The sequence below is a fragment of the Cupriavidus sp. SW-Y-13 genome (assembly GCF_009793345.1).
Classification (GTDB): Bacteria; Pseudomonadota; Gammaproteobacteria; order Burkholderiales; family Burkholderiaceae; genus Cupriavidus.
The window spans coordinates 3,081,639-3,098,045 of sequence record NZ_WHLX01000001.1; the positions used below are offsets into that span (position 1 = coordinate 3,081,639).

The following is a 16,407-nucleotide window of genomic DNA, read 5'->3' on the forward strand; positions in this document are numbered from 1 at the left end:
ATTCGTTTCACTTTTCGCCCGCCGCCTGCCGGCAGATCTCGGCTACGCGCCGGGTTGCCTCAGGTTTGGCCAGGCTGCGCGCCGCGCGCGCCATGTCCTTCAGTTGCTCGCGCGTCAGGCTGGCAATGGTTTTCGCCAGTCCTTCCGCGCCCAGTTCGTTCTGTTGCACCAGCAACGCCGCGCCCTGCTTCGACAGGAACATCGCGTTGGTGGTCTGATGGTCGTCCACCGCGTGCGGGAACGGTACGAACAGCGCGGCCACTCCGGCAGCCGCTACTTCCGAAACCGTCATCGCGCCAGCGCGGCAGATGACCAGGTCAGCATCGGCATACGCCGCCGCCATGTCGTCGATGAATGGCACGGTCTCGCCGGCCACGCCCGCTGCCGCGTAGTTCGCGCGCAACTGCTCGATCTGTTTCGCACCGGCCTGATGCTTGACCGTGGGCCGGGTGGCCTCGGGCAACAACGCCAGCGCCTTCGGTACGACGTCATTGAGCGCCGCCGCGCCCAAGCTGCCGCCCACCACGAGGATGCGCAGCGGCCCAGTACGATGGTCGTAGCGCGACTCCGGCGCCGGGATCGTCGCCAGTTCCGCGCGCACGGGGTTGCCGGTCCACTCGCTGTCCGGCAGTGCATCCGGGAACGCGCACAGCACGCGGTCGGCCACCTTCGCCAGTACCTTGTTGGTCAGCCCTGCAATCGAGTTCTGCTCATGCAGCACCAGCGGCCGGCCCAGCAGCGACGCCATCATCCCCGCCGGGAACGTGATGTAGCCACCCATGCCGAGCACCACATCCGGCTTCACCCGGCGCAGCGCGCCGATGCTCTGCCAGAACGCGCGCAGCAGGTTCAGCGGCAACATGAACTTGGTCACCAGGCCCTTGCCGCGCAGTCCGCCGAACTGGATAAACTCCATCGGGATGTCGTGCTTCGGCACCAGCGTGGCTTCCATGCCCGTGCGATTACCCAGCCAGACCACGCGCCAGCCCTCGTCACGCAATGCATGCGCGACCGCCAGCCCGGGGAACACGTGTCCTCCGGTGCCGCCAGCCATGACGAGAAGGGTGCGCGCTGTCATACCTTCCCTCCGCGCATCAACACTCGATTTTCATAATCGATCCGCAGTACGATCGCCAACGCCACGCAGTTCATCAAAATGCCCGAGCCGCCGTAGCTCACCAGCGGCAACGTCAGCCCCTTGGTCGGCAGCAGGCCCAGGTTCACGCCCATGTTGATGAACGTCTGCCAGCCGATCCACACGCCCATGCCCTTGGCTACCAACCCAGCGAAGGTGCGGTCGAGTTGCAGTGCGGTGCGGCCGATGTTGAAGCAGCGGCGCACCAGCCAGTAGAACAGCACAATCATCACCAGCACGCCGATGAAGCCGAACTCCTCACCGATCACAGCCAGGATGAAGTCGGTATGCGCTTCGGGCAGGTAGTGCAGCTTCTCGATGCTGCCACCCAGGCCCACGCCCGTCCATTCGCCGCGTCCGAAGGCGATCAGGGAGTGCGTGAGCTGGTATGCCTTGCCCAGTGCATTACTCTCTTCCCACGGATTCAGGTAGGCAAAAATCCGCTCGCGCCGCCATGGCGATGCCGTGATCAGCAGGCCGAACGCGCCCACCGCCACGCCCACTAGCCCGGCGAACAGCTTGCCGTTGATACCGCCCAGGAACAGGATGCCCATGGCCACGGCCGCGATCACAAGGAACGCGCCCATGTCTGGCTCCAGCAGCAGCAACATGCCCACCACCACCACGGCCACGCCCATCGGCAGGAAGCCCTTGGCGACGGTTTGCATCCACTCCTGCTTGCGCACCGTGTAGTTGGCGGCGTACAGCACCACGGCCAGCTTCATCAATTCGGACGGCTGGAAGTTCATCACGCCGAGCGGAATCCAGCGTCGCGCGCCATTCACGCCCTTGCCGACGAACGGCACCAGCACGATCACCAGCAGTGCCAGCGCGATCAGGAACAGCTTCGGGGCGTACTTGTCCCAGACCTTCACCGGAATCTGGAATGCCACGAGCCCCATCGACAGGCCGACAAACAACGCAAACGCGTGGCGCGTCAGGAAATGCACCTCGCGGTAGTTGGCGTAGCGCGGCGAATCCGGCAGCGCAATCGACGCCGAATAGACCATCACGAGGCCGAACGTCAGCAGCACGATCGCCACCCACAGCAAGGGCTGGTCGTACTCCATCATGCGCGAGCGGGTCGGCTTGACGCCCGAGACCGCGTCACGCAGCCCACCCCAGGCATTGCCGATGGTGGCGCCGATGAATCCGCTGCGCTTGACCTGCGACTCGCTCATGGCATGATCCCCCGGGACAAGGCCAGTTCCTCCACGGCGCCGCGGAACACCTGCGCGCGGTGGACGTAATTGCGGAACATGTCGAGGCTGGCGCATGCCGGTGACAGCAGCACGACATCGCCTGACTCCGCCAGCGCTGCCGACTTCTCCACGGCTTCTTCCAGCGAAGCGGCGTCGACGATCTCCGCTCCGGTGCCCAGTGCCTCGCGGATCGCACCGGCATCCTTGCCGATCAGCACCACCGCACGCGCGTACTGCGCCACCGGCGCGGCCAGCGGCGAGAAATCCTGCCCCTTGCCTTCACCGCCGGCGATCAGCACCACGCGCTTGTCGAGCCCGTTCAACGCGGCCACCGTGGCACCCACGTTCGTTCCCTTGCTGTCGTCGAAATATTCGACTTCGTCGATCGTCGCCACCCATTCCACGCGATGCGGCTCGCCGCGATACTCGCGCAGTCCATGCAGCAGGGCATTCAACGGCAGGTCGATTGCGCGGCACAGGGCCAGCGCGGCCATGGCATTGGTGGCGTTGTGCATGCCGCGGATGTGCAGTGCATCGGCCGGCATCAGGCGCTTGTGACGCACCGGCACGGCGACTTCCGCCACATCGTCCTTCTTGCGGCGGCGCGGCTTCTGCTCGCTCTCCGCCTCGGGATCAGGCTCGGCCACGGCCAGCCACGGCATGCCGCCATCGCGCAGCACGCCATAGCTGCCAGCCACTTCGGGCAGGTCGGTGCCGAACGTCACCAGTGACGCCCCGGCACGGGCCATGTCCATCGTCAGCTTGTCCTGGCGATTCAGCACCTGCACGCAACCCTTGTCGGCCGGGCCGAATATGCGCGCCTTGGATGCGACATAGGCTTCCATCGAGCCGTGCCAGTCCAGGTGATCCTGTGTGAGGTTCAGCACAGTCGCCGCATGAGGCGCCAGGGAATATGTGGTCTCAAGCTGGAAGCTCGACAGTTCCAGCACCCAGACATCAGGCAACGTGGCGCTGGCAATGCATGCCGAGAGCTTGTCCAGCGCCGACGGGCTGATGTTGCCGGCCACGCCGACGGTCTTGCCCGCCCGTTCGGCCAGCCGGCCAGTCAATGCAGTCGTAGTGGTCTTGCCGTTGGTGCCGGTGATCGCCAGCACTTTCGGAGCGTAACCCGACGTGGCTTCGAGGTAGCCGAGCGCCTGCGCGAACAGTTCGATCTCTCCCCAGACCGGAATGCCACGCGCCTGCGCGGCCTCGATCAGCGCTCGGGTGTCCGCCTCCAGCGGCGACAGCCCCGGGCTGATTGCCACGAGGCCGATGTTGTCGAGCAGCGCTTCGGCGAACGGACCACCGGCGAACTGTGCCGACGCGAGTTCCGTTTGCAGCAGGGCCAGGTTGGCGGGCGCCTCGCGCGTGTCGGCCACGCGCACGCGGCAGCCGTTCAGGCCGCACCAGCGTGCCATGGCCAGCCCCGATTCACCGAGGCCCAGTACCAGCACATGAGGTTTTTGCAACGCGCCAAACACTTCGATTTCCTGCCTTTATCTATATAGAGAGACGAATGCGCTCAGCGCAGCTTCAGCGACGACAGCCCGATCAGCACCAGCAACATCGTGATGATCCAGAACCGCACGGTCACCTGCGTTTCCTTCCAGCCGCCCAGTTCGAAATGGTGGTGCAGCGGCGCCATGCGGAACAGGCGCCGGCCTTCGCCATAGCGCTTCTTCGTGAACTTGAACCACGTGACCTGCAGCATCACCGACAGCGTTTCCACCACGAAGATCCCGCCCATCACGAACAACACGATTTCCTGGCGCACGATCACGGCGATGGTGCCCAGCGCGCCGCCCAGCGCCAGCGCGCCAACGTCACCCATGAACACCCGCGCCGGGTGCGCGTTGAACCAGAGGAACGCCAGCCCCGCGCCGGCCATGGCCGAGCAGAAGATCAGCAGCTCGCCAGCCCCAGGGATGTGCGGGAACAGCAGATACTTGCTGTAGACCGAGCTGCCCATCACGTACGCAAACACGCCCAGGCCACCGCCCACCAGCACCACCGGCATGATGACCAGGCCGTCGAGGCCATCGGTCAGGTTCACGGCATTGCTCGATCCCACGATGACCAGGTAGGTCAGGATGATGAAACCCGTGACGCCCAGCGGGTAGCTGATTTCCTTGAAGAACGGAACGATCAGGTTGGTCTTGTACGGCACGTCGGCAAACATGCCGCCTTCGATCCAGCCCAGGAACAAGCTCCAGACGCGCACGTTGCTGGCCTCGGACACCGAGAACGCCAGGTAGACGGCCGCCACAAGCCCGATCAGCGTCTGCCAGAAGAACTTCTCGCGGCTCGACATGCCACGCGGATCGCGATAGACCACCTTGCGATAGTCATCTACCCAACCCACGGCGCCATAACCGATCGTCACCAGCAGCACCACCCAGATGAAGCGGTTGCCCCAGTCGCACCAGAGCAACGTGGAGATGGCGATCGAGATCAGCACCAGCACGCCCCCCATCGTCGGCGTACCCGCCTTCACGAGGTGCGTCTGCGGGCCGAACGACCGCACGGCCTGGCCAATCTTCAGTTCTGTGAGACGACGAATCACCCACGGCCCGAAACCGAGGCCGATCACAAGCGCGGTGAGGTTGGCCATCACCGCGCGGAAAGTCAGGTAGTTGACGACCCGCAGGAAGCTGTAATCGTTTTGCAGCCACTGGGCCAGAGCCAATAACATCGTATGTCTTCTATTAGTGAGCGGAAGGTGTTGCGACCAGCGCATCGACCATCCGTTCCATGCGCATGAAGCGCGATCCCTTCACGAGCACGGCGGCCGCACCGGCCACCACACCCTCCCTGTCCTGCTGCAGCGCGTCCAGCAGCGCCTCTGCCTTGTCGAAATGGCGCGCACCGGCGCCGTACGACTGCACCGCGTGCGGCGCCAGTTCGCCCAACGTCCAAAGCGTTTCGATGCCACGCTCGCGCGCATAAGCGCCGATCTCCGCATGGAACGCCGGACCCTGGTCACCCACTTCGCCCATGTCGCCGAGCACCAGCACGCGGGGCGCGGCAAACCCGGCCAGCACGTCGATGGCGGCGCGCACCGAATCCGGGTTCGCGTTGTAGGTGTCGTCGATCACAACCACGCCGGCAGGCGTGTGCTTAACCTGCAGGCGCCCCTTCACGGCGGCAAATCCTGCAATGCCTCGCTGGATGGCTGCCAAGTCCACGCCCGCCGCCAGTGCGCAGGCCGTGGCGGCCAGCGCGTTGCGCACGTTGTGTGCACCCAGCAGTGGCAGGCGCAAGTCGAACGTTTTATCCTCCGCGTCCACATGCAATACCTGCACACCATCCTCGAGCGAAACCGTGGCCCGCACATCGGCGGACGCATCGGTGCCGAACGCCAGCACGCGACGCGTGCCGGCCGCCTGGCGCCAGATGGCCACGTGCGCGCCGCCGCTTTCGGCATCCACCGGGAAGACGGCCACGCCGTCAGCCGGCAGCGCCGCAATCGCGCTGGCATGCTCGTGCGCCACTGCCTCCACGCTGACCATGAACTCCTGGTGCTCGCGCTGGGCGTTGGTGATCACGGCCACGGTCGACTGGGCGATGCCCGCCAGGTAGACCGTCTCGCCCGGATGATTCATGCCCAGTTCGAGCACGGCCAGCCGGTGGTGCGCGCGCAGGCGCAGCACCGTCAGCGGCAGGCCGATATCGTTGTTCAGGTTGCCGCCCGTGGCCAGCCGGTCGGCCTCGCCCACGGCCGCCGCGAAGATCGCGGCGATCATTTCCTTGACCGTCGTCTTGCCGTTGCTACCCGTCACGGCCACCGTGGGTGGCGTGAACTGGCGGCGCCAACCGGCAGCCAGTTCACCCAGGCCGATGCGCGTGTCAGCCACGATCAGCGCCGGAACATCGAGTCCGGCCAAGGCCGCGTCATCGCTGACGAGCACCGCGGCGGCGCCGCGCGCCACCACATCGGCCAGGAAATCGTGTGCGTCGAACCGCTCGCCCTTGAGCGCCACGAACAGGTCGCCAGCGGCGACGGTACGGCTGTCGGTATGCACGCGCGTGAACGTACGCGCGGCATCGCCTGAAATACGCGCACCGGCCATCCAGCCGGCGGCTTGCTGCAAATTCGTCATCGGGGTTCCATTCATGCCGACACCCCCCGTGCGCCCAGGGTCAGGCGCACATGTTCGCGGTCCGAGAACGGCCGCTTACGTCCCTGGATCTCCTGCGTGGCTTCATGGCCCTTGCCGGCCACGAGCACCACGTCTGCCGGGGCGGCGTGCTTGATTGCATGGAGAATGGCAGCGGCACGGTCCTCGATCAGCCTCGCGCGGCTACGGTCCTGCATGCCATCGGCAATCTGTTCGAGGATGTCGCGCGGATCTTCGCTGCGCGGGTTGTCGCTGGTCAGTACCACGTCGTCGGCCAGCCGCTCGGCCACCCCGCCCATCAACGGGCGCTTGGTGGCATCGCGATCGCCGCCGCAGCCGAACACGCACCACAGCCGGCCCTGGCGGGCTTCGGCCACGGGACGCAGCGCGGTCAGCGTCTGCACCAGCGCGTCGGGCGTATGGGCGTAATCGACCACTGCCAGCGGTGCATCATGGCCGCCGAACAGTTCCATGCGGCCTTCCACCGGCGTCAGCGTGCGCAACGCGGCCAACGCGGCATCCCACGCGACTCCCTGCGCCAGCGCAGCACCAAGTACGGCCAGCAGGTTGCTGACGTTGAAGGCGCCGATCATCGGCGTGGTCATCTCGGCCGTGCCGAAGCTGCCGTCGACGCGGAATGCGGTGCCGGTGCCCGTGGCGCGCACGTCGGTGGCGCGCAGCCACTGGGCCCGCCCCGCCGTGGCGCCGGCCTTGCCGTCGATGCCATACTCGATCACCTGCGGCGCGCTGACGGCGGCAGCGTTGCCAGCCAGCAGGCGGCCACCCATTGCATCGTCACGATTGAGGACGGCCACCCGCAAGCCATCCCACTGGAACAGCATCGCCTTGGCCGCCTCGTACTCGGCCATCGTGCCGTGGTAGTCGAGGTGGTCCTGCGTCAGGTTGGTCAGCACGGCCACGGCAAACCCAGTGCCGGCCACGCGGCCTTGCTCCAGGCCGTGCGAAGAAACTTCCATCGCGATGGCGCGTGCGCCCTCGTCATGCAGACCAGCCAGGCTGGCCTGCAATTGCACGGCGTCGGGCGTGGTGAACCCCGTGTGCCGCAGGGCGTCGGGAAAGCCAGTGCCGAGCGTGCCGATCGTCGCGCACGGCGTGCCGATAGCCTGCAGCAGGCGGGCCAGCCACTGGGCACACGAAGTCTTGCCGTTGGTGCCGGTGATGCCGGTCACGGCCAGCCCGCGTGCCGCAATGCCGTACCAGCCGGCCGCAATCGGTCCCGCCAGTTCGTGCAGGCGCGACACGCCAAGGTGCGGCACGGCGTCGCCCAGGAACCAGTCGAAATCGTCGGATTCGTAGATCACGGCCGACGCGCCGGCAGCGATGGCCTTGTCGATATGCGGACGCCCATCGGTCGCCAGGCGTTCGTTGCCGAGCACATAGGCAAAGAACACATCACCGGGTTGCAGGCGGCGCGTGTCGCCGGTCAGCCTCGCGCCAGCGGGGGCGTGCGTACGCAGCCAGGCCAGCGCATTGCTGGCCTGGGCGGAAACTTCGAGCGGGAGCATCGACATGGTCGTCATGGCATCGCACCCAGGGGTTCGCTCTCGGCCACCTTGTCGGTGACCATCAACTGGCGAATCGGCGAATCGGGCTGCACGTTCAGCGCCCGCAATGCGCCGCCGGTGATCGCCGAGAACGCCGGACCGGCCACTGCGCCACCGTAGTGGCTGCCGGCCGTGGGTTCATCGACGCTCACTGCCACGATCACGCGCGGATTCGACATCGGACCCAGGCCGATGAACGACGCGCGGTACTTGCTGCGGTCGTAGCCGCGGCCTACGTGCTTGTATGCGGTACCGGTCTTGCCGCCGATGCGGTAGCCCATCACCTGCGCCTCGGGGGCGGTGCCGCCCGGTGCCGTCACGGTTTCGAGCATCGCGCGCACGTCGCGTGCAACCTTCGGCGTGAGAATGCGCTCGCCCGTGGCCGGACCATTGGTCTTGAACATCGACACCGGGATCAGTTCGCCGTCATGCGCGAAGATCGTATAGGCATGCGCCACCTGGAACAGCGACACCGACAGGCCGTAGCCATACGACATCGTTGCCTGCTCAATCGGGCGCCAGCTCTTCCACGGGCGCACGCGGCCAGCCACGGCGCCCGGGAAGCCGATCTTGGGCGCCTGACCCAGACCCACGCTCGTGAACATGTCCCACATTTCCTGGGACTTCATCATCATCGCGATCTTGGTCGTGCCAATATTGCTCGACTTCTGGATCACGCCGCCCACCGTCAGCGAGCCGTAGTTGTGGGTGTCCGAGATCGTGGCACCCTCGAAGTTGTACTTGCCCGTCGTGGCGATCACCGTGGACGGCGTCACGCGACCCAGCTGCAGCGCCAGGCCAATCGTGATCGGCTTCATCATCGAGCCCGGCTCGAAGGTATCGGTCAGCACGCGGTTGCGCAACTGCTCGCCCGACAGCCGGCTACGATCGTTCGGGTTGTAAGTGGGCCAGTTCGCCAGCGCCAGCACCTCGCCGGTCTGGGCATCGATGACCACCGCACTGGCCGCCTTGGCCTTGTGGCGCTCTACCACGGCCTTGACCTCGTTGTAGGCCAGGTACTGGATCTTGGCGTCGATCGACAGTTGCAGGTCCTCGCCGTCGCGCGGCGTCTTCAGGATGCCGACGTCCTCGACCACGCGGCCCAGCCGGTCCTTGATCACCTGCCGCGCGCCCGGGCGGCCGGCCAGCGCGGTCTCGCGCGCCAGTTCCATGCCTTCCTGGCCCTTGTCCTCGACATTCGTGAACCCGACGATGTGCGCCATCGCCTCGCCTTCCGGATAGAAGCGCTTGTATTCGCGGGTCTGGTGGATACCGTCGATCTTGAGCGCGGCGATTTTGTCGGCCGCGTCGGGCAGCACCTGACGCTTCAGGTAGACGAAGCTCTTGTCTTCGTTGAACTTGGCGCGCAACTCCTTCTCGGACATCTCCAGCAGTTTCGCCAGTTGGCGCATCTGCTGGGCGTCGATATTGTTCGGCACATCCTCGGGCACCGCCCAGATGGCCTTGACCGGCAGACTCGTAGCCAGCACCAGTCCGTTGCGGTCCAGGATCTTGCCGCGCGTGGCCGGTAACTCCAGCGTGCGTTGGAATCGCTTCTTGCCTTCGGCCTCATAGAACTGGTTGCCCGGCCCCTGGATCCACATCGCGCGGATGGCCAGCGCCCCGAACGCGGCAAACATCAGGAACACCACGAACTTGGACCGCCACATCGGCAGGCGCAGGCCCAGCACCGGACTGGCCGAGAACTGGCCGGTGCGCGGACGTGCGGCCTCGCCGCGCGGCTTGTTGCCGTTGCGGGGGCGGTTCAGGTTCGGGCGGGCGGTCATTTGTCAGCGCCTCCGCCCGGCTTTTCGGCATCGGGAGGTGTGGGGGGCAGTATCACCCCCTGGAGGTAGTGCGTGCGACCGGCCAGCGCCGGCGACATCTTGAGCTGGTCCCGGGCCGAATCGGCGATGCGGGCGCTCTTGCTGAGCGAACTCTGCTGGTACTGCAGGCGCGACCAGTCGATATCGAGTTGCTTGGCCTCGGACTGCCCGCGTTCAAGTGCCACGAACAGCGTGCGCGCCTGATGCTGCGCACTGACCAGGGACAGGGCGCAGAGCATCAGAGCAGCGAGCAGAAAGAAGGTCAGGCGGTTCATGCCGGCTGCGCTCCAAGCTTCTCGGCCACGCGCATCACGGCGGAGCGCGCGCGCGGGTTCTCGGCCACTTCCTCGGTACCCGGCTTGAAGCGGCCCAGCAGCTTCATGGTCGGCTGGGGCAGGTCCACCGCGCGCAGCGGCGCACGGCGCAGCGCGGGATCGACATCCTGCTCTGGACGCGCGTGCGCCTGCATGAACCGCTTGACGATGCGGTCCTCGAGCGAGTGGAAGCTGATCACCACCAGACGGCCCCCGACCTGCAGCAGATCGTATGCAGCCTTCAGACCGGTTTCGAGGTCCGCAAGCTCTTGATTGACGTGAATCCGTAGAGCTTGAAAGGTGCGGGTCGCAGGGTCCTGACCCTTCTCACGGGTCTTGACGGTTTTCGCCACGAGCGCGGCAAGGTCTGAAGTAGTGGCGAGTGGTCCGCCATCGCCGGGTTCGCGCCGGCGAGCAACAATCGCCTTTGCAATCTGTACAGCAAACCGTTCTTCCCCATAGTCTCGTATCACCCTGGCAATGTCCTGCTCGTCCGCCTGCGCCAGCCACTCGGCGGCGGTGACGCCGCGCGTGGTGTCCATGCGCATGTCCAGCGGGCCCTCGAAACGAAAGGAAAATCCCCTCGCCGCCTCGTCGATCTGGGGCGAGCTGATACCCAGGTCGAGCAGCACGCCGGCCACAGGCGCGCGGCCTGCCAGCCGGGCGCCCATTTCCGCAAAGCTCTCGTGCTCAATGGAGAAGCGGGCATCCTTGATGGTGCCCGCTTCTGCGATTGCTGCCGGATCCTTGTCGAACGCGACCAGGCTGCCGGCCGGCCCCAGCCGCGCCAGCACCGCGCGGCTGTGCCCACCCCTTCCGAAGGTGCCGTCCACATAGGCGCCGTCGGGCCGCCAGACGAGCGCGTCTACGGCCTCGTCCAGCAGCACGGTGCGATGGCGCAGGGCGGTGGTCCCCGGCGTTGCGTTAGGGGTCATGACCTCTTCAGAAAGAGAAATTCTTCAATGCGTCCGGCATGCCTTGCGCCATCGCCGCCTGTTCCTTGGCGGCGTAGGTGGCGGCATCCCAGACTTCGAAATGGCTGCCCATGCCGAGCAGCATCACTTCCTTGTCGAGCATGGCGGCACTGCGCAGTTCCGGTGCAATCAGCACGCGGCCTGCGCCGTCCATCTCCACGTCGGCGGCGTTGCCGAGGAAAATTCGCTTCCACCAATGGGCATCCATAGGCAGCGCCGCGATGCGGCCGCGAAAAATCTCCCACTCCGGGCGAGGAAAGAGCAGCAGGCAGCCGTCCGGGTGCTTGGTCAGCGTCACCCGGCCCTCGGCCTGCGTTTGCAGCGCTTCGCGATGCCTGGCCGGAATGGACATCCGGCCCTTGGCATCCAGCGACAGCGCCGATGCTCCCTGAAACAAGCTAAGCCCCCCGGTTGCCGTCGGCGTGACTGGCGAAACTCGCAGTATTCACGCCGCCGACTGGTCGATTCATCCTCGCCCGCGACCGTCCCAACTGATAAGAATCATCGCAGAGACAGCCCTGTTTATCACACAAAAATACACTTCCTCACACTATTTCCCACTTTAGAGGAAGCATTTTGGCCGGTCAAGGCTCGCCATGGGGCGGCAAACAGGATTTTTTTAATCAGAACAAAGACTTAGCGCGCAAACTTCACGCACCGATAATGGGAATCCTTAATGAAATGAAGCACTTGGGGAGCAAAGCAGAGAAACCACCTGAGAACTACGGGAGGGGGACTGCCAGACAGCGCGCGATGCATTCAGTTCCGCGCCGTGGGGAAGGATACAACGTTTTACCGCCAGCCCTGCCCAAGCAAGGGCTGGTGGCGGTTTTCCACAGGGGCCGTATTCAGACTCGGAGTCGACTTAGTTAAGACTCAGATCCGATACGCCGCCGTAGTCATGACCTTCGATGCGGCACGCATCAACGCGCGCACCGGCCCCGGCAGCGGCACGCCACCCGCATCGCGCGCAGCATCGCCGTGACGGATCTCGTCATCGCGCATCTGTTCGAGGATCGCGCGCGAGCGGCCATCGGCTGCTGGCAGGCGTTCCAGATGCCCGGTCAGATGGTGTTCCACCTGACGCTCGGTCTCGGCCACGAAGCCCAGGCTGATGCGATCTCCCGCGCGGCCGGCCAGGCAGCCAATGGCAAATGCGCCCGCATACCAGACGGGGTTGAGCAGGCTGGGGCGTGAACCCAGTTCGCGCAGGCGTTCCGCGCACCAGGCCAGGTGGTCTTCCTCCTCGGCGGCGGCGGCGTCCATCTGCGCGCGGACTTCCGGTGTGCGAGCGGTCAGCTTCTGCGCCTGGTAAAGGGCCTGCGCGCAGACCTCGCCCACGTGGTTGATGCGCATGAGGCCGGCCACATGGCGGCGGTCCGCAGCGCTCATCGGCGCCGTGTCGGGCGTCAGGCGATCGGCGGGATTGGCGCGGCCGGCGCGGGTGGCACCGGCAATTGCGCGCAGTGCGACATCGAATTCTCGGATGAACGTGTCCATGCGTGTCAATGGATAGGTCTGCCGACGCTTATGGAACATGCCCCACTGATGGGTAGAGGCTTGCCTCGAATGCGTCTCGGGAATTCCCGCATTGTACCTGCGGCATTTTGTGCAGGTCAGCCATGCCGACCATGCATGCGCGAGCACCCTGCGCCTGCGTACCCAATAACCCTTAGTTGTGAAAAGAAGACAAGACGTTTACCACAGGGTCGAAAAAAGAAGTGTTTTGCTAGAGTTGTCCGCAGCTTCTCAGGAAGTCAAGCGCGGAAGGATGTAGAGGGCTCACAGGAGGTCCTTCCGAAGCTTCAACTAATAATTCTTAAGTGGAGATCACCCAGCATGAAAAAATCGCTACTCGCGCTTGCCGCGATGAGCGCGTTTGCCTCTGCTGCAAACGCGCAAACCAGCGTGACGCTCTACGGCGTCGTCGACGTGCCGATCGAATACAACAACAACCTGGCACCGGGCTTCAATACCAATCCGGCAAGCTGGGGCCCGAACGGCCGGCCGCCTTCGCTGGCAGGCGGCGGTAGCCGTGTCGGCCTGCAGACCGGCGGTGGCCTGTCCGGCTCGCGCTGGGGCCTGCGTGGTACGGAAGATCTCGGCGGCGGCCTCTCGGCGCTGTTCGTGCTGGAAAGCGGTTTCGGTCTCGACGATGGCAGATCGCAGCAAGGCGGCCGCCTGTTCGGTCGTCAGGCATTTGTCGGCCTGTTGAGCAACACGTACGGTCGCGTGACCTTCGGTCGCCAGTACACGACGATGTTCGACATGTTCGCGAACTTCTCGCCGACCGGCTACGCGACGCTCTACGAGCCGGTGGTGGCACAGCTGGGCACCAACTTCCGTTCGGACAACACCGTGAAGTACACGGCCAAGGTGGGTCCGGTCACGGCCGAGGCGCACTGGAGCTTCGGTACGGGCGTGGCTGCCATCGGTCCGGTGCCGCTGGCTGGCGCGGGCGCTGGCGAATCGCCTGGCAACTTCAACAACAACGCCGGCGGTGGTGCGGGCGTGCTGTACATGAGCGGCCCCCTGGGCCTGACGGTGGCCTATGACGAATGGCGCCCGACTATCACGATCGGCCAGCCGGGCCGCTCGCGCAAGGTGGGTGCCGCGGCCAGCTACGCGTTCGGTCCGGCCAAGGTGATGGCGGGATACCGCTACGGCCGCACCACCGATGCCAACGACCAGGAACTGCTGCGCGACAACTATTACTGGTTTGGCGTGAACTACCAGGTCACCGCACCGCTGGGCCTGACGCTGGCGTACTTCTACGACGACGTGAAGACGATGCGTGCATCGTCGGCATTCGTGCGCGACAACCCCAAGAACCCGTGGCAGATCAGCTTCGTGGCCGACTACAACTTCTCGAAGCGCACGGACGTCTACCTGACGGCCGGGTACGTGAAGAACTCGGGCCTGAACTTCGACACCTCGGCAGTCAGCTTCGCCAACGGCTATCCGCTCGAACAGGGCAAGACCAGCCAGGTTGGTGTGGCCGTGGGTGTCCGCCACAAGTTCTGATCCGCAGTATCGCGTATCGACATTGTTCCTTTGCAGGGCGCCTTCGGGCGCCTTTTTTCATGGCGTGGCCCGGACGCCCGCACCCAAATGTCTCAACGGGTTTCACCTCATCCGCGCCGTAACCGCCGCCCTCTAGAATGGCCTCCAGACCGGAACACCGGCCGCCTTCCATGGAGACCCTGTCATGCAACAACCTCGCCGCCGCACCCTTGCGCTACTGATGTCCGTCGCGCTGGGCCCGCTGGCCATCGCCACCGCCCATGCCAGCGACGCGTATCCGAACAAGCCGATCCGGCTGGTCGTGCCGTTCCCGGCCGGCGGCACCACCGACATCATGGCGCGCGCAGTATCCGCCGAGCTGTCGAAGCTGCCGGGCTGGAACGTGGTGGTCGACAACAAACCCGGCGCAGGCGGAAACATCGGCTCGGACATCGTCGCCAAGGCGGCCCCGGACGGCTACACGCTGCTGATGGGGACCGTGGGCACCCATGGCATCAACCAGTCGCTCTACGGCAAACTGTCGTTTGATCCGATCAAGGACTTCGTACCGATCACGCTGGTGGCCGCCGTGCCGAACGTTCTGGTGGTCAACCCGGCCTTTGCCACCCAGAACAAGATCAATAGCGTCAACGACCTGATTGCCTATGCGCGAGCCAATCCCGGCAAGCTGAACATGGCGTCGAGCGGCAATGGCACGTCGATCCACCTGGCCGGCGAACTGTTCAAGACGCAGACGCGCACGTTCATGGTCCACTTCCCGTACCGCGGCAGTGGCCCGGCGCTGACCGACATGGCCGGCGGCACGATGCAGGTGATGTTCGACAACCTGCCCTCATCGATGCAGTTGATCAAGACCGGCAAGCTCAAGGCGCTGGCGGTAACCAGTGCCAAGCCGTCGCCCGCCCTGCCGGGTGTCCCGACCATCGCCCAGGCCGCCAACCTGCCCGGCTTCGAGGCGAGTTCGTGGTTCGGTCTGCTGGCGCCGGCCGGCACGCCGACCGAGATCGTCCATCGCATCCAGCAGGAAGTGGCCAAGAGCCTCAACTCGCCTGCCGTGCGCGAGCGGTTGCAGGCTCAGGGCGCCGAGCCCTCGGGCAATACCTCCGAGCAGTTCGCCGCATTGATCCGCAGCGAAACCACGAAGTGGGCGAAGGTGGTTAAGGATTCGGGCGCGAAGGTGGACTGACGCTATCGGATGGCGCGGGCATCGCGCATATACTTCAGGCATCAAATGTTCAGGTTGCCCCAATCCCGATGCCCAATCCTTCCGCCGGCAGCAGTCCGGCCGACGCTGCGCCAGTAGACCTGGAAACCAGCGCCGGCGAATCGGAGCACGAGGCGCTGCGGCTCTGGCTGCGCCTGCTCACCTGCACCACGCTGATCGAGAGCGATATCCGCTCGCGGCTACGGCAGGACTTTGCGGTCACGCTGCCGCGCTTCGACCTCATGTCGCAACTCGATCGCCATCCCGAGGGCCTCAAGATGGGCGAGCTGTCGCGTCGCATGATGGTCACGGGCGGCAATGTCACCGGCATCACCGACCAGCTCCAGCAGGAGGGCCTGGTCACGCGTGAAGCCCTGCCCACGGATCGCCGCGCCTTTCTGATCCGCCTGACACCCGCCGGACGCGACGCGTTCTCGCAGATGGCGCGTGCGCACGAAACCTGGGTGGAACAATTGTTCTCCGGACTTGCCGAAACGGACAGACGCGCGCTGTTCCGATTGCTGGGACGTTTGAAGACAAGCCTGACCACGCCATGACCCGACCTCACATCCGCCTGATGCCGATACTGGCCGTAGCCGCCGTATCGATGACCCTGGCCACGCTATCCGCCTGCAGCAGCACCCCGGCAGCCCCGCAGATCAGCCCTGTCAACGCGACGATCAAGCTCGGCCGCGTGACCGAGAAGACGTTCCTGTCCCGCGTGGACGTGGCAAACCCCGGTACGCCCTATGGGGCCACTGGGGTAGGCGTGGGAGGATTCGCAGGCGGAGGGGGTGGCGGTGGCGGCGTGGGGGTGTCGGTGGACCTCACGCGACTCTTCAGCCGTCCGGCGCCGCCGCAGCAAATCGATCTGTACCGCTACAAGGTGAAGGCCAACGATGGGACGCTGGCCCAGGTGGACGCGCCTGCGGCGCAGGGGCTGGAGCCGGGTGTATGTGTGCGGCTGATCTATCCGGATGGGCAGACGCAGCCGCAGATGGCGCCGTCGAATGAGTGTTGAGGGGTCTTGCTACTGATAGTG

General features: G+C 65.4%; 15 protein-coding genes. 4 read left to right on the forward strand and 11 right to left on the reverse strand.

The features are described from left to right. Positions 1 to 7 precede the first annotated feature (7 nt). From murG to coq7, 11 genes are all read right to left on the reverse strand, one after another. Positions 8 to 1,078: an undecaprenyldiphospho-muramoylpentapeptide beta-N-acetylglucosaminyltransferase gene (gene murG / locus GA566_RS13790; protein WP_160472992.1), complete on the reverse strand. Its 1,071-nt coding sequence runs from the start codon at positions 1,076 to 1,078 to the stop codon at positions 8 to 10. Beyond that, positions 1,075 to 2,316, reverse strand: a complete 1,242-nt coding sequence (gene ftsW / locus GA566_RS13795; protein ID WP_137923377.1) for a putative lipid II flippase FtsW — start codon at positions 2,314 to 2,316, stop codon at positions 1,075 to 1,077. Before ftsW ends, murG begins: the two co-directional genes overlap by 4 nt. Beyond that, positions 2,313 to 3,821: a UDP-N-acetylmuramoyl-L-alanine--D-glutamate ligase gene (gene murD, locus GA566_RS13800; RefSeq protein WP_160472993.1), complete on the reverse strand. Its 1,509-nt coding sequence runs from the start codon at positions 3,819 to 3,821 to the stop codon at positions 2,313 to 2,315. The genes ftsW and murD overlap by 4 nt, the downstream gene beginning before the upstream one ends. Positions 3,822 to 3,862: 41 nt before the next feature. Further along, positions 3,863 to 5,032 carry a phospho-N-acetylmuramoyl-pentapeptide-transferase gene (gene mraY, locus GA566_RS13805; protein WP_160472994.1) on the reverse strand — a complete coding sequence of 390 codons (1,170 nt, stop codon included), beginning with the start codon at positions 5,030 to 5,032 and terminating at the stop codon, positions 3,863 to 3,865. A gap of 13 nt (positions 5,033 to 5,045) precedes the next feature. Next, a complete protein-coding gene (gene murF / locus GA566_RS13810) occupies positions 5,046 to 6,455 on the reverse strand; it encodes a UDP-N-acetylmuramoyl-tripeptide--D-alanyl-D-alanine ligase (RefSeq protein WP_160472995.1) in 1,410 nt (469 codons plus the stop codon). Further along, positions 6,452 to 7,999 (reverse strand): UDP-N-acetylmuramoyl-L-alanyl-D-glutamate--2,6-diaminopimelate ligase, encoded by a 1,548-nt coding sequence (locus tag GA566_RS13815; RefSeq protein WP_160472996.1) that lies wholly within the window; start codon positions 7,997 to 7,999, stop codon positions 6,452 to 6,454. The genes murF and GA566_RS13815 overlap by 4 nt, the downstream gene beginning before the upstream one ends. Then, the gene (locus GA566_RS13820; RefSeq protein WP_160472997.1) at positions 7,996 to 9,810 is read right to left on the reverse strand and encodes a penicillin-binding protein 2; all 1,815 of its coding nucleotides are present in this window, start codon (positions 9,808 to 9,810) and stop codon (positions 7,996 to 7,998) included. Before GA566_RS13820 ends, GA566_RS13815 begins: the two co-directional genes overlap by 4 nt. Then, a complete protein-coding gene (ftsL, locus tag GA566_RS13825) occupies positions 9,807 to 10,124 on the reverse strand; it encodes a cell division protein FtsL (protein ID WP_137923383.1) in 318 nt (105 codons plus the stop codon). Before ftsL ends, GA566_RS13820 begins: the two co-directional genes overlap by 4 nt. Then, entirely contained in the window at positions 10,121 to 11,098 is a 978-nt protein-coding gene (gene rsmH, locus GA566_RS13830) for a 16S rRNA (cytosine(1402)-N(4))-methyltransferase RsmH (RefSeq protein WP_137923384.1), read from the reverse strand. Before rsmH ends, ftsL begins: the two co-directional genes overlap by 4 nt. 7 nt (positions 11,099 to 11,105) lie before the next feature. After that, on the reverse strand, positions 11,106 to 11,534 hold the full coding sequence (gene mraZ, locus GA566_RS13835) for a division/cell wall cluster transcriptional repressor MraZ (protein ID WP_137923385.1): 429 nt from the start codon (positions 11,532 to 11,534) through the stop codon (positions 11,106 to 11,108). Between the two features lie 479 nt (positions 11,535 to 12,013). Continuing rightward, a complete protein-coding gene (gene coq7 / locus GA566_RS13840; protein WP_137923397.1) occupies positions 12,014 to 12,637 on the reverse strand; it encodes a 2-polyprenyl-3-methyl-6-methoxy-1,4-benzoquinone monooxygenase in 624 nt (207 codons plus the stop codon). A 339-nt stretch (positions 12,638 to 12,976) separates the two neighbouring features. On the opposite strand from coq7, the gene GA566_RS13845 reads away from it, so the two are divergent. From GA566_RS13845 to GA566_RS13860, 4 genes are all read left to right on the forward strand, one after another. Next, positions 12,977 to 14,161, forward strand: coding sequence for a porin (locus GA566_RS13845; protein ID WP_160472998.1), 1,185 nt, complete (start codon positions 12,977 to 12,979; stop codon positions 14,159 to 14,161). A 184-nt stretch (positions 14,162 to 14,345) separates the two neighbouring features. Further along, positions 14,346 to 15,347 (forward strand): tripartite tricarboxylate transporter substrate binding protein, encoded by a 1,002-nt coding sequence (locus GA566_RS13850; RefSeq protein WP_137923387.1) that lies wholly within the window; start codon positions 14,346 to 14,348, stop codon positions 15,345 to 15,347. Positions 15,348 to 15,415: 68 nt separating this feature from the next. Next, positions 15,416 to 15,922, forward strand: coding sequence for a MarR family winged helix-turn-helix transcriptional regulator (locus GA566_RS13855; RefSeq protein WP_137923388.1), 507 nt, complete (start codon positions 15,416 to 15,418; stop codon positions 15,920 to 15,922). Beyond that, complete coding sequence (locus GA566_RS13860) at positions 15,919 to 16,386, forward strand: hypothetical protein (RefSeq protein ID WP_160472999.1); 468 nt, start codon at positions 15,919 to 15,921, stop codon at positions 16,384 to 16,386. The genes GA566_RS13855 and GA566_RS13860 overlap by 4 nt, the downstream gene beginning before the upstream one ends. Positions 16,387 to 16,407: the final 21 nt, after the last annotated feature.

What these genes read in the sequence shown, in the direction of transcription:
- GA566_RS13850 (WP_137923387.1), top strand. Translation starts at nt 14,346, where the DNA reads ATGCAACAACCTCGCCGCCGCACCCTTGCGCTACTGATGTCCGTCGCG.
- GA566_RS13855 (WP_137923388.1), top strand. Translation starts at nt 15,416, where the DNA reads ATGCCCAATCCTTCCGCCGGCAGCAGTCCGGCCGACGCTGCGCCAGTA.
- GA566_RS13860 (WP_160472999.1), top strand. Translation starts at nt 15,919, where the DNA reads ATGACCCGACCTCACATCCGCCTGATGCCGATACTGGCCGTAGCCGCC.
- rsmH (WP_137923384.1), bottom strand. Translation starts at nt 11,098, where the DNA reads ATGACCCCTAACGCAACGCCGGGGACCACCGCCCTGCGCCATCGCACC.
- GA566_RS13820 (WP_160472997.1), bottom strand. Translation starts at nt 9,810, where the DNA reads ATGACCGCCCGCCCGAACCTGAACCGCCCCCGCAACGGCAACAAGCCG.
- mraY (WP_160472994.1), bottom strand. Translation starts at nt 5,032, where the DNA reads ATGTTATTGGCTCTGGCCCAGTGGCTGCAAAACGATTACAGCTTCCTG.
- GA566_RS13845 (WP_160472998.1), top strand. Translation starts at nt 12,977, where the DNA reads ATGAAAAAATCGCTACTCGCGCTTGCCGCGATGAGCGCGTTTGCCTCT.
- GA566_RS13815 (WP_160472996.1), bottom strand. Translation starts at nt 7,999, where the DNA reads ATGACGACCATGTCGATGCTCCCGCTCGAAGTTTCCGCCCAGGCCAGC.
- ftsL (WP_137923383.1), bottom strand. Translation starts at nt 10,124, where the DNA reads ATGAACCGCCTGACCTTCTTTCTGCTCGCTGCTCTGATGCTCTGCGCC.
- coq7 (WP_137923397.1), bottom strand. Translation starts at nt 12,637, where the DNA reads ATGGACACGTTCATCCGAGAATTCGATGTCGCACTGCGCGCAATTGCC.
- ftsW (WP_137923377.1), bottom strand. Translation starts at nt 2,316, where the DNA reads ATGAGCGAGTCGCAGGTCAAGCGCAGCGGATTCATCGGCGCCACCATC.
- murF (WP_160472995.1), bottom strand. Translation starts at nt 6,455, where the DNA reads ATGAATGGAACCCCGATGACGAATTTGCAGCAAGCCGCCGGCTGGATG.
- murG (WP_160472992.1), bottom strand. Translation starts at nt 1,078, where the DNA reads ATGACAGCGCGCACCCTTCTCGTCATGGCTGGCGGCACCGGAGGACAC.